Source organism: Streptomyces sp. CC0208, from assembly GCF_003443735.1.
In the GTDB taxonomy this organism is placed as follows: Bacteria; Actinomycetota; Actinomycetes; order Streptomycetales; family Streptomycetaceae; genus Streptomyces; species Streptomyces sviceus.
On sequence record NZ_CP031969.1, the window covers coordinates 4,025,476 to 4,040,316 of the forward strand.

The 14,841-nt window shown below is 70.2% G+C and carries 14 protein-coding genes; 7 read left to right on the plus strand and 7 right to left on the minus strand.

Annotated features, from left to right (window positions below):
* Positions 1–393 precede the first annotated feature (393 nt).
* Positions 394–1,356 (minus strand): endonuclease III, encoded by a 963-nt coding sequence (gene nth, locus D1369_RS18310; RefSeq protein WP_205574477.1) that lies wholly within the window; start codon positions 1,354–1,356, stop codon positions 394–396.
* A 336-nt stretch (positions 1,357–1,692) separates the two neighbouring features.
* Between nth and D1369_RS18315 the strand changes: the two genes are divergently transcribed.
* Together D1369_RS18315 and D1369_RS18320 are read left to right on the plus strand one after the other, a co-directional pair.
* Complete coding sequence (locus D1369_RS18315) at positions 1,693–2,367, plus strand: Crp/Fnr family transcriptional regulator (protein WP_007383667.1); 675 nt, start codon at positions 1,693–1,695, stop codon at positions 2,365–2,367.
* 288 nt (positions 2,368–2,655) lie between these two features.
* Positions 2,656–3,480, plus strand: coding sequence for a nucleotidyltransferase domain-containing protein (locus D1369_RS18320; RefSeq protein ID WP_007383666.1), 825 nt, complete (start codon positions 2,656–2,658; stop codon positions 3,478–3,480).
* On the opposite strand, the gene D1369_RS18325 is transcribed toward D1369_RS18320, so the two are convergent.
* From D1369_RS18325 to D1369_RS18340, 4 genes are all read right to left on the minus strand, one after another.
* Entirely contained in the window at positions 3,473–4,303 is an 831-nt protein-coding gene (locus D1369_RS18325; RefSeq protein ID WP_007383665.1) for an MBL fold metallo-hydrolase, read from the minus strand. The two genes, D1369_RS18320 and D1369_RS18325, sit on opposite strands and share 8 nt — an antisense overlap.
* Positions 4,300–5,169, minus strand: a complete 870-nt coding sequence (locus tag D1369_RS18330) for a hypothetical protein (RefSeq protein ID WP_007383664.1) — start codon at positions 5,167–5,169, stop codon at positions 4,300–4,302. Before D1369_RS18330 ends, D1369_RS18325 begins: the two co-directional genes overlap by 4 nt.
* Before the next feature lie 558 nt (positions 5,170–5,727).
* Positions 5,728–6,207: a RidA family protein gene (locus D1369_RS18335; protein ID WP_007383663.1), complete on the minus strand. Its 480-nt coding sequence runs from the start codon at positions 6,205–6,207 to the stop codon at positions 5,728–5,730.
* A 14-nt stretch (positions 6,208–6,221) separates the two neighbouring features.
* Positions 6,222–6,386, minus strand: coding sequence for a DUF4177 domain-containing protein (locus D1369_RS18340; protein ID WP_007383662.1), 165 nt, complete (start codon positions 6,384–6,386; stop codon positions 6,222–6,224).
* 142 nt (positions 6,387–6,528) lie between these two features.
* Between D1369_RS18340 and D1369_RS18345 the strand changes: the two genes are divergently transcribed.
* Both D1369_RS18345 and D1369_RS18350 read left to right on the plus strand, forming a co-directional pair.
* The gene (locus D1369_RS18345; protein WP_007383661.1) at positions 6,529–7,506 is read left to right on the plus strand and encodes an ArsA-related P-loop ATPase; all 978 of its coding nucleotides are present in this window, start codon (positions 6,529–6,531) and stop codon (positions 7,504–7,506) included.
* On the plus strand, positions 7,503–8,990 hold the full coding sequence (locus D1369_RS18350; protein ID WP_007383660.1) for an ArsA family ATPase: 1,488 nt from the start codon (positions 7,503–7,505) through the stop codon (positions 8,988–8,990). Before D1369_RS18345 ends, D1369_RS18350 begins: the two co-directional genes overlap by 4 nt.
* A 126-nt stretch (positions 8,991–9,116) precedes the next feature.
* On the opposite strand, the gene wblA is transcribed toward D1369_RS18350, so the two are convergent.
* On the minus strand, positions 9,117–9,455 hold the full coding sequence (wblA, locus tag D1369_RS18355) for a transcriptional regulator WblA (protein ID WP_030324083.1): 339 nt from the start codon (positions 9,453–9,455) through the stop codon (positions 9,117–9,119).
* Positions 9,456–9,962: 507 nt separating this feature from the next.
* Here wblA and D1369_RS18360 point away from each other — a divergent pair.
* Positions 9,963–12,260, plus strand: a complete 2,298-nt coding sequence (locus D1369_RS18360; protein WP_007383658.1) for a transglycosylase domain-containing protein — start codon at positions 9,963–9,965, stop codon at positions 12,258–12,260.
* Positions 12,261–12,344: 84 nt separating this feature from the next.
* Here D1369_RS18360 and D1369_RS18365 read toward each other — a convergent pair whose 3' ends face one another.
* Positions 12,345–12,809 (minus strand): GatB/YqeY domain-containing protein, encoded by a 465-nt coding sequence (locus tag D1369_RS18365; RefSeq protein ID WP_007383657.1) that lies wholly within the window; start codon positions 12,807–12,809, stop codon positions 12,345–12,347.
* Between the two features lie 176 nt (positions 12,810–12,985).
* On the opposite strand from D1369_RS18365, the gene D1369_RS18370 reads away from it, so the two are divergent.
* Both D1369_RS18370 and D1369_RS18375 read left to right on the plus strand, forming a co-directional pair.
* On the plus strand, positions 12,986–13,912 hold the full coding sequence (locus D1369_RS18370; protein ID WP_007383656.1) for a metallophosphoesterase: 927 nt from the start codon (positions 12,986–12,988) through the stop codon (positions 13,910–13,912).
* 130 nt (positions 13,913–14,042) lie between these two features.
* A complete protein-coding gene (locus D1369_RS18375) occupies positions 14,043–14,828 on the plus strand; it encodes a Pr6Pr family membrane protein (RefSeq protein ID WP_007383655.1) in 786 nt (261 codons plus the stop codon).
* Positions 14,829–14,841 lie beyond the last annotated feature (13 nt).

The window sequence follows — 14,841 nt, forward strand, 5'->3', positions numbered from 1 at the left end:
TCGGCGTTTCGGCCCGGGCCGCTTCTCCGGTCCGGCTCAGCTTTTCGGTCCGGGCCGCTTGTCCGGTCCGGCTCGGCCTTTCAATCCGAACCGCCTCTCCGGTCCCGCCGGGTTCATCCGCCCGACCGGATACTCCGGCTCGACGCCGCTCTCCTGGCGGCCGGCCCGGAGCTCCCGCCCCACCGGTCATCCCGGCCCGACTCAACTCACCTGCCCGACGCGGCACTACCGCCTGGCCCGGCTGTCGGGTCGCCCGACCGCCCCGTACCGGCGCCTCCGCTCCCCGCGGCTCGGCCCAGAACGAGCCGGCCGGTGGCACGGCACGGGCAGCCCCGGCCATCCGATGCGGCCCGCCGGCCCGTGCCGGTCCTTCCCGCCCCGCCGTCCGCGTCCTCACCCGGTGGCCCCCAGGGGCGGCGCGGCCTTGCCGCCCGCGTCCAGGTAGGCCTGCGGGGGGTTCAGCCGCTGGCCCGGGAAGCCGCCCTTCTCGTACTTGAGGAGCTTCTGCGCCTTCTCCGGGTCCGTCTCGCCCTCGCCGTAGGCCGGGCAGAGCGGAGCGATGGGGCAGGCGCCGCACGCGGGTTTGCGGGCGTGGCAGATGCGGCGGCCGTGCCAGATGACGTGGTGCGACAGGTCCGTCCAGTCGCTCTTCGGGAAGAGCGCGGAGACGGCGGCCTCGATCTTGTCGGGGTCGGTCTCATCGGTCCACTGCCAGCGCCTGACCAGCCGCATGAAGTGCGTGTCGACGGTGATGCCGGGCCGCCCGAAGGCGTTGCCGAGGACGACGAAGGCGGTCTTGCGGCCCACACCGGGCAGCGTGACGAGGTCGTCGAGCCGCCCCGGGACCTCCCCGCCGAAGTTCTCCACGAGGGTCTTGGACAGCCCTATCACGGACTTGGTCTTGGCCCGGAAGAACCCGGTCGGCCGGAGGATCTCCTCGACCTCCTCCGGGTTGGCCGCGGCGAGGTCCTCGGGGGTCGGGTACTTGGCGAACAGCGCGGGGGTCGTCTGATTGACCCTCAGGTCGGTGGTCTGCGCGGACAGGACCGTCGCCACGATCAACTGGAAGGGGTTCTCGAAGTCCAACTCGGGGTGGGCGTAAGGGAACACCTCTGCGAGCTCGCGGTTGATACGCCGGGCGTGGCGGACGAGAGCGGTCTGCGACTCGTTCCTCGGGGGCTTCGGGGCAACCTTCTTCGTGGCCGAGGCCTTCTTCACCGGAGCCGACGCCTTCTCGGGAGCAACGGCCGCCTTCTTCACGGCGGCCACCTTCTTCACGGCGGCGGCCTTCCGCACGGGAGGCGCCTTTTTGGCCACCTTCTCCGTCGCCTTCTTCGCCGAAGCCCTCTTCTCCACCGGAGCCTTCCCTGCCGCTTTTGCCGTTTTCTTTCCGCCCCCGACGCCCTGTTCGCCCAGAGCGGAATCCCGACGTGCAACCACCCGCCCAGCCCCCTTGGCCTGTGCTCTCACCGGCGTTTTGGACACCCGGCCAGCCTAGAGCCCGGCACTGACATCCGCCCCGGACCCCGAAGACCGGCCCCCAATTGGACCCCTGCCGCTTACCCCGGGACATGTGTGCGGCATCCTTGTGACAGATCACACTGTTTGGACCGTCCGGCAAAATGGGCACCGGGTTCCCCTGGTACCAAGGGGGAACAAGATCCCCTGAGCAGGTCGACAAGGAGAGAACTCGTGGACGACGTTCTGCGGCGCAACCCGCTCTTCGCGGCACTCGACGACGAGCAGTCCGCGGAACTGCGCGCCTCCATGAGTGAGGTGACTCTCGCGCGTGGCGACTCCCTGTTCCACGAGGGCGACCCGGGCGACCGGCTCTACGCGGTCACCGAGGGCAAGGTGAAGCTCCACCGCACCTCACCCGACGGCCGCGAGAACATGCTGGCCGTTCTCGGCCCCGGCGAACTCATCGGAGAGCTGTCGCTCTTCGACCCGGGTCCGCGCACGGCGACCGCCACCGCGCTGACCGAGGTCAAGCTGCTCGGCCTCGGCCACGGCGACCTCCAGCCCTGGCTGAGCGCGCGTCCCGAGGTGGCCTCCGCGCTCCTGCGAGCCATCGCGCGACGGCTGCGCAGGACCAACGACCAGATGTCCGACCTGGTCTTCTCGGACGTGCCGGGCCGCGTGGCCCGCGCGCTGCTCGACCTCTCCCGCCGCTTCGGCGTGCAGTCCGAGGAGGGCATCCACGTCGTCCACGACCTCACGCAGGAGGAGCTGGCCCAACTGGTCGGCGCCTCACGCGAGACGGTCAACAAGGCCCTCGCGGACTTCGCCCAGCGCGGCTGGCTGCGCCTGGAGGCCCGCGCGGTGATCCTCCTGGACGTCGAGAGGCTCGCCAAGCGCTCGCGGTGAGCGCACGACCGTACGGACGACGTAGAACGACCGCCGAGAACGACCGACGCAGAGGGGCCCTGCCACACGGCGGGGCCCTTCGCGTACGGCCGAGGGCGGGGACAAAAGGTCCGCGGCGCACGTCGGCGTTCGCTGCGCCCCGTGACGTGATCGTCCTGAGCCGCGCCTCCGGCGGCGACACACACCGTCCGCGCGTCATCGGTGGCGCTGACCACGTTCGGCCCCACACGGCCCGCCCAGGGCCGTAAATGAGCTGCCCACGGTCCCGCCCCCGGGCACAGTGATCGCATGGCCGCCGAAACAGTTCCTCCCATCGCCCCCAAGGGACTCGACGCCCAGGGCTACATCGAGCGCGAGGGCTCCCTCGGGCGGATCCCGCAGCCCTTCCGCCCCGTCGTCGCCGCCGCCCGCGACCGGGTGCTGGAGCTGTTCGGGCCGCGGCTGCACAGCGCGTACCTCTACGGCTCGATTCCGCGCGGCACCGCGCGCGTGGGCCGCAGCGACCTCGACCTCCTGCTCGCCCTGCGGGACGAGCCGACCGACGCGGACCGGGAGGGCGTACGGCAACTCGGGGAGGCCCTGGACAAGGAGTTCCCGCAGATCGACGGCGTCGGAGCGCTGCTGTACGGCCGGGATGTCCTGCTGAGCGACTTGGAACGCCACGACATGGGCTGGTTCGTGGCCTGTCTGTGCACCCCGCTGCTCGGCGACGACCTGGCGGAGTACCTCCCCCGCTACCGCCCCGACTCCCTCCTGGCCCGCGAGACGAACGGCGACCTCGCCGTGCTGCTCCCCCGCTGGCGCGTACGGATCGGGACGGCGGACTCGGAAGAGACCCGGACCCGCCTAGTCCGCTTCATGTCCCGCCACCTGGTCCGCACCGCGTTCACCCTGGTCATGCCCCGCTGGAACGGCTGGACGAGCGACCTGGGAGAGATGGCGGAGGTCTTCGCCGCGTACTACCCGGAGCGCGGCGACCAGCTGAGAACGGCGGCCGGCCTGGGCCACGCCCCGACCGCCGACACGGCCGTACTGCGCGCGTACGTCGACGACCTGGGCCCCTGGCTGGCGGACGAGTACGCGCGCGTGCACGGCACGAAGACCCCTAGATGAGCCCGTGCTCCTCCAGGTACTCGAGCTGGGCCCGCACCGACAGCTCGGCGGCGGGCCAGAGCGACCGGTCCACGTCGGCGTACACGTGCTCCACGACGGCACCGGGCGTCCGGTGTCCGTCCTCCACGGCCGTCTCGACCTGGGCGAGCCGATGGGCCCGGTGAGCGAGATAGAACTCGACGGCACCCTGCGCGTCCTCCAGGACGGGCCCGTGGCCGGGCAGGACGGTGTGTACGCCGTCGTCGACCGTCAGGGACCTCAGCCGTCGCAGGGAGTCCAGATAGTCGCCCAGGCGGCCGTCGGGATGGGCCACGACGGTCGTGCCGCGCCCCAGGATGGTGTCACCGGTCACCACGGCCTGATCGGCCGGGAGATGGAAGCACAGCGAGTCCGCGGTGTGCCCGGGCGTCGGGACGACCCTCAGCTCCAGCCCGCCGACGCGCACCACGTTCCCCGCGCCGAGCCCTTCGTCCCCCAGCCGCAGCGCGGGGTCCAGGGCCCGCACCTTGGTGCCGGTCAGCGCGGCGAAACGGACGGCGCCCTCGGCGTGGTCGGGGTGGCCGTGGGTGAGCAGCGTGAGCGCGACCCGCTTGCCGGCCGCCTCGGCGGTGTCGACGACCGCGCGGAGGTGCCCCTCGTCCAGGGGACCGGGGTCGACGACCACCGCCAGTTCCGAGTCCGGCTCCGACAGGATCCAGGTGTTGGTCCCGTCCAGGGTCATCGCGGAGGCGTTGGGCGCGAGGACGTTGACGGCTCGCGTTGTGGCGGGGCCCGAGAGGACCCCGCCCCGTGGCTGGCCGGGCAGGGCTGCGGCGTCGGTCATGCGGAGGCTCCACCGGTCGGGATGTGTTTGGTGAACTCGTCGTGTCCCGGCCAGGAGAGCACGATCTCGCCGTCCACCAGCCGGGCCTGGGCGAGCACAGGGGTCAGGTCACGGTCGGGCGCGGCGGCGAGCGCGCCGGCGGCGGTGCCGTACGCGGCGATCTGCCACAGCGTGGCGATGGTGGGCGGCATCATCAGCAGCTCGCCCTTGTCGTAACCCTCCGCCGCATCCTCTGGCCTGATCCACACCGTGCGGTCGGCCTCGGTGGAGGCGTTGCGGGTGCGCTGCCCCTCCGGGAGAGCGGCGACGAAGAACCACGTGTCATAGCGGCGGGGTTCGAACTCGGGCGTGATCCAGCGCGTCCAGGCCCCGAGCAGATCCGATCGCAGCACGAGCCCCCTCCGTTCCAGGAACTCCGCGAAGGACAGGTCCCGCGCCACGAGAGCGGCCCGGTCCGCCTCCCACTCCGCGCCCGTGGTGTCACCGACCACCGACTCGGCCGTCGGCCCGGCGAGCAGGACGCCCGCCTCCTCGTACGTCTCCCGCACGGCCGCGCAGACGATCGCCTGAGCCGTCGTCTCGTCCACGCCCAGCCGGGCCGCCCACCACGCGCGCGTGGGGCCCGCCCAGTGGATCTGGTGCTCGTCGTCACGGGGGTCGACGCCACCGCCGGGATAGGCGTACGCGCCACCGGCAAACGCCATGGAGGCCCGCCTGCGCAACATGTGCACGACGATCCCGGCCGGCCCGTCCTTCAGCAGCATCACGGTGGCGGCACGTCTCGGCATGGCCGGCGCGAGCGTGCCGTCGGCGAGCGCGCGGATACGGTCCGGCCATTCCGCTGGGTACCACTGCCCGTTTGCCATGGCCGGAGGCTAACTCCTGAGGCGCGGATGTTCGAGGCCCGGGCCGCCCAGGGGGGTGCCGGGTCAGGTTGTGGGGCGGGTGCGGACCGGTGGGGGCTGGTCGCGCAGTTCCCCGCGGTTCCGCTGCGCTGGGCTTGAGCGGGGCGCCTACGAGGGTGCCGGGTTCGGTTGTGGGGCGAGTGCGGACCGGTGGGGGCTGGTCGCGCAGTTCCCCGCGCCCCTAGGGGGGTTGCAGTTACCTGCGCCACGATGGACCGTTCGCCGGACCGCGCGGCGCGACGGGCCGTTGGCCGCGTACGGCGGGCAGGGGACGGGGTGGGGGGTGTCCGCCCGCAGCGGCCGGCGTCCGTTACCGAGCCCTGCTCAAGCAGCAGAACCGCCGGACCGAGGACGGATACCCCCCACCCCGGCCCCGACCCAAACCACACCGCACGCGCTACACAAGCCCCCACCGAACCCGCAGCTGCGCCGCAGGCACCCAGGGGCGCGGGGAACTGCGCACAAACACCCGCCCCCACCAACCCGCACAAGACACCGCCCACCCGCCGGAGGCAACCGTCACGCCTCAGCGACCAGCTCCACCTGCACCTCAACCTCAACCGGCGCATCCAGCGGCAGCACAGCCACCCCCACCGCACTACGCGCGTGCACACCCGCCTCGCCGAGCACCTCGCCCAGCAACTCGCTCGCCCCGTTGATCACACCCGGCTGCCCCGTGAAGTCCGAGGCCGACGCCACGAACCCCACGACCTTCACCACGCGCGCGATCCGGTCCAGATCACCGGCCACGGCCTTCACCGCCGCCAGCGCGTTCAGCGCACACGTGCGGGCCAGCTCCTTCGCCTCCTCGGCCGTGACCTCCGCGCCCACCTTCCCGGTGACCGGAAGCTTCCCGTCGACCATGGGCAGCTGACCCGAGGTGTACACGTACACACCCGACTGCACGGCCGGCTGGTACGCGGCCAGCGGCGGCACCACGGCCGGCAGCGTCAGCCCCAGCTCCGCGAGCCGCGCCTCGACCGACCCGCCCCCGCTCACGGCCCCGCCCCCGCTCACGCGGCCTTCTCCCGCTTCAGGTACGCCACCAGCTGCTCGGGGTTGTTCGGCCCGGGCACGACCTGCACGAGCTCCCACCCGTCCTCGCCCCAGGTGTCCAGAATCTGCTTCGTGGCGTGGACGAGCAGCGGCACGGTCGCGTATTCCCACTTCTTGGTCATGCGGCCGACTTTAGCCGCTGCTCACCCGTGGCCTTCAGGCACTGCCGACCCCCGGCTTTCAGCCACCGCTCACCACAGCCGATATCCGCGTTATCCACAGCCTCCTGCTTAGGTTCGCCGCCGACTGGTTACGCTCGAATACGTGAGCAGGCTCCAGGTCGTCAGCGGCAAGGGCGGGACCGGAAAGACCACGGTCGCCGCAGCCCTCGCGCTGGCCCTCGCCACCGAGGGGAAGCGGACGCTTCTCGTCGAGGTGGAGGGTCGCCAGGGAATCGCGCAGCTCTTCGAAACGGAGGCGCTGCCCTATGAGGAGCGGAAGATCGCCGTCGCTCCAGGGGGCGGGGAGGTGTACGCACTGGCCATCGACCCCGAACTGGCCCTTCTGGACTACCTCCAGATGTTCTACAAACTCGGCGGAGCGGGACGCGCCCTGAAGAAGCTCGGCGCGATCGACTTCGCGACCACCATCGCACCCGGCCTCAGGGACGTCCTCCTGACGGGCAAGGCATGCGAAGCGGTCCGCCGCAAGAGCAAGTCGGGCCGCTTCGTCTACGACTACGTCGTGATGGACGCGCCCCCCACGGGCCGTATCACCCGCTTCCTGAACGTCAACGACGAGGTCGCGGGACTCGCCAAGATCGGCCCGATACACAATCAGGCGCAGGCCGTGATGCGGGTGCTGAAGTCCAAGGAGACCGCCGTCCACCTGGTGACGCTCCTGGAGGAGATGCCCGTCCAGGAGACCGCGGACGGCATCGCCGAACTGCGGGCCGCCCACCTCCCCGTGGGCCGGGTCGTCGTGAACATGGTGCGCCCGGAGGTGTTGGACGGCACCGACCTGGAACTCGTACGGACCACGCCGCGTTCAGCCGTGGCGAAGGCGCTGTCCTCGGCCGGCCTCGGCGGCGCCCGCCGCGGGGGCAACGCGGAGAAGCTGGTCGACCCGCTGGTCCAGCAGGCCGAGGAGTACGCCGAGCGGTACGCGCTGGAGCACGAACAGCGCTCGGTCCTCGGCGAACTGGGGCTGCCGCTGCACGAACTGCCCTTGCTGACCGAGGGCATGGACCTGGCGGGTCTGTACGAACTGGCCACCGAGCTGCGGAAGCAGGGGATGTCATGAGCCCGGACTCCGACCGGCACAACCGAACCCCCCAGAGTCCGCACCCGGACCGCCAGCACCGCCTCACCCCCGCGCCCGTGCTCGACCTCGACCCCCTCATCGACGACCCGAAGACCCGGATCGTGGTCTGCTGCGGCTCGGGCGGCGTCGGCAAGACCACGACCGCGGCGGCCCTCGGCCTGCGCGCCGCCGAGCGGGGTCGCAAGGTGGTCGTCCTCACCATCGACCCGGCCCGTCGGCTCGCCCAGTCGATGGGCATCGACTCGCTGGACAACGTCCCGCGCCGGGTGAAGGGCCTCGACGACTCCGCGAGCGGCGAGCTGCACGCGATGATGCTCGACATGAAGCGCACCTTCGACGAGATCGTCGAGGCGCACGCGGACGCCGAGCGGGCGGCCACGATCCTGGCCAACCCCTTCTACCAGTCGCTCTCGGCGGGCTTCGCGGGCACGCAGGAGTACATGGCGATGGAGAAGCTGGGGCAGTTGCGGGCCCGGGACGAGTGGGACCTGATCGTGGTCGACACACCGCCTTCCCGCTCCGCCCTCGACTTCCTGGACGCGCCGAAGCGGCTCGGCTCCTTCCTCGACGGAAGGCTCATCCGGATGCTCACCGCCCCGGCCAAGCTCGGCGGACGGGCGGGAATGAAGTTCCTGAACGTCGGCATGTCGATGATGACCGGCACCCTCGGCAAACTGCTGGGCGGTCAGCTCCTCAAGGACGTCCAGACGTTCGTGTCCGCGATGGACACGACCTTCGGCGGCTTCCGCACGCGCGCGGACGCGACGTACAAGCTGCTCCAGGCGCCCGGGACGGCGTTCCTGGTGGTCGCGGCCCCGGAGCGGGACGCGCTGCGCGAGGCCGCGTACTTCGTGGAGCGGCTGGCCGCGGAGCGCATGCCGCTCGCCGGTCTGGTGCTCAACCGGGTCCACGGCAGCGGCGCCGAGCGGCTCTCGGCCGAGCGTGCGCTCGCCGCCGCGGAGAACCTCGAGACCGCGGAGAACCCCGAGAGCGCGGAGAGCCCCGAGGGCCCGGAGACCGCCGTAAATCCCGAGGCCGTGGAAAATCTTGAAGAGCCCCGCATTGTCGATCAGGAGGGCGGGAAAGCTGGACTTCGTAACTCTCCCGACACGTACGGCAGTTCAGAATCTCCCGCTTCCGAGGCCCCGGCTCCTGACGAAGGCTCCCCCGCCCACTCGGAGAACCCGAGCTCGAAGCGCACGGAGAAGGAGCGGTCCGCCCAGCCGGCTGACCGGTCCGTCGACCAGCTCACCGCAGGCCTGCTGAGGCTGCACGCCGACCGTATGCAACTGCTCTCCCGCGAGCAGCGCACGCGTGACCGCTTCACCGCGCTCCACCCCGAGGTGGCGGTGGCCGAAGTGGCCGCGCTGCCCGGCGATGTGCACGACCTCGCGGGGCTGCGGGACATCGGAAACCGGCTCGCGGCCGGGCAGCCGGAGCTGCCCGCGCCTGCCGTCGACTGATCCGAGTCGACCGACTTGAGTCGGTTGACCCGAATCGGCTGACCCGAATCGGCTGACCCGAGGGAAGCGTCCCGCTCTACAGGGACCTCAGCAGGCGTGTGGCCCTCTCAGCGGGGCGTGGCCCCCTCAGCTCACCGCCGCGTAGTTCTCGTAGATCTCGTCGTCTTCGAGCGGCAGGATGCCGACCCCCCGCTCGTACTCGACGCGTGCCGTCTCCAGCAGCCTGCGCCACGACGTCACCGTCGGCCGCCGGCGCAGCAGTGCGCGGCGCTCGCGCTCCGTCATGCCTCCCCACACGCCGAACTCGACGCGGTTGTCCAGCGCATCGGCGAGGCACTCCGTACGCACCGGACATCCGGTGCACACCGCCTTCGCCCGGTTCTGCGCTGCTCCTTGAACGAACAGTTCATCCGGATCGGTAGTGCGGCAGGCCGCCTGCGCACTCCAGTCGACTACCCAGCCCATACCGGCGCCGTCCTCTCCCGAATCGAGGCTCCCCCACGGCGGCAGCGGCATATTCACCGCCGCCAGTTGAGGACGTTACGGAAGGCAGGCACAGCGCAACACCCCCTTCGGGCCCAATCTTGAATGGCCCGAACGGACTATGCGTAGGCGACAGATCACCCGGGGGAGTGAGCCCGCGACATACATGACTATCCCGGCAAACCAGGACACTTGTCTTGCGTCACAACGGGCACCTGATGACACACGAGGCGATTCGGACACGCCCCCACCAAAAAAGTTGGGGAACGACCGGAACGATTCGGGGTCGCCGGACGTATTGATACGTGGCCCTACTGCTGTGACAGTTGAGAGCAGCTTAGGCCAAGGCCTGTGCGCGTGTCCGGCGAATGAGAAGGTAGGGCGCTCCTGTCGCCATGCCCGCTCCGACGCGGTCGTGCCCTCTTCCGTCGCCATGCCGTGACATGGGCTCCCTCTGAACGCTCATCAGTACGGATTAGGCTGCCCCCTATGTCGAAGAAGCGCTCGGGCGGCGGTCTGTCGCCCACGCAGCAGGCCGCCAAGTTCCTCGGTGTCAGTGTCCTCGCGGGAGCGGTGATGGCCGGCATCGCGCTGCCCGCGGCCGGCGCGTTGGGGCTCGCGGCCAAGGGGTCGGTGGAGAGTTTCGACGAACTCCCGACCAACCTGAAGACCCCGCCGCTGAGCCAGCGCACCACGATCCTCGACAGCGAGGGCGGCACCATCGCCACGGTGTACTCGCGCGACCGTACGGTGGTCGACCTCAAGAACATCTCGCCGTACATGCAGAAGGCGATCGTCGCGATCGAGGACTCGCGCTTCTACCAGCACGGCGCGGTCGACCTGAAGGGCGTCCTGCGCGCGCTCAACAAGAACGCCCAGAGCGGCGGGGTCGCCCAGGGCGCCTCAACCCTGACGCAGCAGCTCGTGAAGAACGTCGCGGTGGAGGAGGCCGGTGACGACCCGACGAAGGTCGCCGAGGCCACCCAGCAGACCATCGGGCGCAAGATCCGCGAGCTGAAGTACGCGATCCAGCTCGAAGAGGAACTCGGCAAGCACAAGATCCTCGAGAACTACCTGAACATCACCTTCTTCGGCCAGCAGGCGTACGGCGTCGAGGCCGCCGCCCAGCGCTACTTCTCGCAGCACGCCAAGGACCTCAACCTGGAGCAGTCGGCGCTGCTCGCGGGCATCGTCCAGTCCCCCAGCCGCTACGACCCGGTCAACGACGAGGCCGAGGCGACCAAGCGGCGCAACACCGTGCTCCAGCGCATGGCCGAGGTCGGTGACGTCTCCCAGGCGGAGGCCGACAAGGCCAAGGAACAGCCGCTGGGCCTCAAGGTCAGCAAGCCCAAGAACGGCTGCATCACGGCGGTCAAGGGCGCCGGCTTCTTCTGCGACTACGTCCGTGAGGTCTTCCTGACCGACCCGGTCTTCGGCAAGACCCAGGAGGCCCGCGCCAAGGTCTGGAACCAGGGCGGTCTGACGATCCGGACCACGATGGATCCGCAGGCCCAGAAGTCGGCCCAGAGCTCCATCAAGGAGCACGTCTACCAGAGCGACGAGGTCGCCACCGCGGCCACCATCGTCCAGCCCGGCACCGGCAAGATCCTGGCGATGGGCCAGTCGCGGCCGTACGGCATCAACAACAAGAAGAACGAGACGACGATCAATCTCTCGGTCAACCAGTCCATGGGCGGCGGAGCGGGCTACCAGCCCGGTTCGACGTTCAAGCCGATCGTGGCCGCCGCCGCCATCGAGGGCGGTATGCCGGCGACGAAGGTGTACCCCTCGCCGTACGAGATGGACTATCCGGCCCCGGTCCAGGCCTGCAACGGCAAGGTCTGGAACGAGAAGGGTGTCCCGGTCTCCAACGAGAACGAGTCGGAGGTCGGCCCGTTCGACATGAAGGAGGCGACCGCGAAGTCGGTCAACACCTACTACGTGTCGTTGATCAGCGACATCGGCATCTGCCCGGTGACGGAGATGGCCGCGAAGATGGGCGTCCAGCGCGCGGACGGCGGCAAGATCCAGCAGGCCCCGTCGATCGCTCTGGGCACCCAGGAGATGTCCCCGCTGACCATGGCGAACGCATACGCCACCTTCGCCTCGCGCGGAATGTACTGCACCCCGGTCGCCATCGAGTCGATCACCCAGCGGGTCGGCGAGAAGTCGAAGTCCCTTCGGGTGCCGAAGTCGACCTGCTCGCGGGCGATGTCGGAGAAGACCGCCGACACCATCAACACGCTCCTCAAGGGAGTGGTCGAGGACGGTACGGGCTCGAAGGCGGGCCTCGGCGACGGCCGTGCCAGCGCAGGCAAGACCGGTACGACCGACGAGCGCTACGCGGCCTGGTTCGTGGGCTACACGCCGAACATGGCCGGCGCGGTCTGGGTCGGCGACCCGGCGCACAAGCGCAAGATGCAGTACATCACCATCGGCGGCGTCGGGCACCAAAAGGTCTTCGGTGGCGAGGTCCCCGGCCCGATCTGGCGCGACATGATGAACGGCGCGCTGGAGGGCAAGGACGCTCCTCCGTTCAACCTCGTCTACATCCCGAACCGCCCGAAGGACAACGGCGACGGGAAGGGCAACCACGGCGGGGACAACGGGGACAACGGCGGGAACGACAACGGCGGCAATGACGCCGGGGGGAACGACAACGGTGGGAACGACGGCGGAAACGACGGCAACACCACCTTCCCGACGCCGACCTTCTCGATCCCGGAGGGCTTCATCCAGGGCGCCACGAACGGCAACGGGAACGGCAACGGGGGCGGGCGCGGCTGACGCCCGCGGGCCTGCGTACAGATGAGAGCCCGGTCCCGCTGAACACGCGGGACCGGGCTCTCGTACGACTGCGAGCTGCTGTTCTCAGCCGGCCAGGTGCTTCTTCACCGCGGCGGCGACGCGGCCGCCCTCGGCCAGGCCGGCCACCTTCGGGTTCACGATCTTCATCACGGCGCCCATGGCCCGCGGCCCCTCGGCGCCGGTCGCCTTCGCCTCCTCGACGGCCTGGGCGACGATGTCGTTCAGCTCCTCGTCGCTGAGCTGCTGGGGCAGGTACTCGGCGAGAACCTCGCCCTCCGCCTTCTCCCGCTCGGCGGACTCGGCGCGACCACCCTGAGCGAAGGCGTCCGCGGCCTCGCGGCGCTTCTTCGCCTCCTTGGTGATCACCTTCAGCACCTCGGCATCGGAGAGCTCACGCTTCTCCTTGCCCGCGACCTCCTCATTGGTGATCGCGGCGAGCGTCATCCGGAGCGTCGAGGAGCGCAGCTCGTCGCGCCCCTTGATCGCGGCGTTGAGGTCTTCCTGCAGCTTCGACTTGAGCGTGGTCATGGGGGTGATTGTCGCAGGTGTGGGGGCGGGGTGCGCTTGCATTAACTAGGGGGTTCTGGGGGTGGGGGCCGGGGTTCAGGGGGGTGGGGGCGGGGTTATGGGGTGGCGGGGGGCCTGCACTACGGGACTGCGGGCGCCCGGTCAAGGAGGTGCTCGTGATCTGACACGATGGAGGCATGCGCTCGCGATACGGAGTTCCCTTGGGAATCGCGGCGGTTGGCGCCGCCGGTCTCGTCTACTCGGCGGGTTTCGAAGCCCGTTCCTTCCGGCTGCGACGAGTGACGGTCCCCGTCCTGCCGCCCGGCATGCGCCCACTGCGGGTGCTCCAGATCTCCGACATCCACATGGTCGGCGGCCAGCGCAAGAAGCAGCGATGGCTGCGCTCACTGGCGGGCCTGCGCCCCGACTTCGTGATCAACACGGGCGACAACCTCTCGGACCCGGAGGGCGTCCCGGAGGTCCTGGACGCGCTGGGCCCGCTGATGGAGTTCCCGGGTGCGTACGTCTTCGGGTCCAACGACTACTACGGTCCCAAGTTCCGTAACCCCGCCCGCTACCTGTACGAGAAGGCCCAGGGCCGCCACGGCCTGAACGGCAACGCCCCCGCCGTAGGTGTCATCCACAACCCGTGGGAGAACCTGCGGGACGGCTTCGACGCGGCGGGCTGGCAGAACCTCACCAACACGCGGGGCATGCTGAAGATCGAGGGCGTGTCGGTGGAGCTGACCGGCCTGGACGACCCGCACATCAAGCGGGACCGTTACGCCGAGGTGGCCGGCGGTCCGTCGGGCGCGGCGGACTTCTCAATGGGCGTCGTGCACGCACCGTACCTGCGCGTCCTGGACGCGTTCACGGCCGACGACTACCCCTTGATCCTGGCCGGCCACACCCACGGCGGCCAGCTCTGCCTCCCCTTCTACGGCGCCTTCGTCACCAACTGCGACCTGGACACCGACCGGGTGAAGGGCCTGTCCCGGCACACGGCGGAGGGCAGGACGTCGTACCTGCACGTGTCGGCGGGCTGCGGCACCAACCGCTACACGCCGGTGCGGTTCGCGTGCCCGCCGGAGGTGACGTTGCTGACGCTGGTGGGCAGGGAGTAGGAGGGCCGGGGCAGAAGGCCGTGAGAGGGCGGGCCGTAAGCAGGTGGGCCGTGAGCAGGAAGCGTTGATGCGGTAACCCGCACGGCTCGCCCGTATCGCCCCTTTTGCCGGGTATGCCTAACGTGAAGGCATGACCGCGCCAATACCGAGGGACATCCCGGACCTTCCCGCCCTCCCGGGCATGCCCACCTTCCTGCCCTCGACCGTCCCCGCGACGGCGGTGGTGGCTCCCGTACGCCATCCCGTGGCCGCCGCCTACCGGGTACTGGTGGCACTGGTGGCCGCGGGGGCCGTGACCGTCGAGCTGCTCCTGGGCAGCAAGGTCCGCACCCTGAGCTATTTCTCGATCCAGAGCACGATCCTGCTGACGATGGTGCTCCTGCTGTCGGCCCGCAGAGCCTGGACCGCCCGCCGCCCCCTCCCGTCCGCGCTGACGGGCGCGGCCCTGCTCTACGTCACGATCACGGCCCTGGTGCACCACGTACTGCTGGCGAACGCGGCGAGCCCGTTCCTCCTGACCGGCGAGGCTGCGCACCCGACGGGCTGGCACGCCGTGACCGCCCACCTCCTGGACACGGCGATCCCCGCGGCGGCCCTGGCCGACTGGCTCCTGCTCACACCCCCCGGCCGCCTGCACCTGCGCCAGGCGGCGACGTGGCTGCTCTACCCGCTGGCGTACCTGCTGTTCTCCTTCACCCGAGGCGAACTGATCCCACCGGGCACACCGGCCCGCTACCTCTACCCCTTCCTGGACGTCGACCTCCACGGCTACAAGAACGTCCTCGGCAACGCCCTCCTCCTCGGCCTCTCCTTCTACGCCCTCGCGATCCTCCTGGTCGCCCTCGACCACGCCCGCCCGAACCCCACCCGCCACCGCGCCAAAACCGGATTTCGTCTCCAGCCACCGGTGGGCTAAAGTAAACGACGTC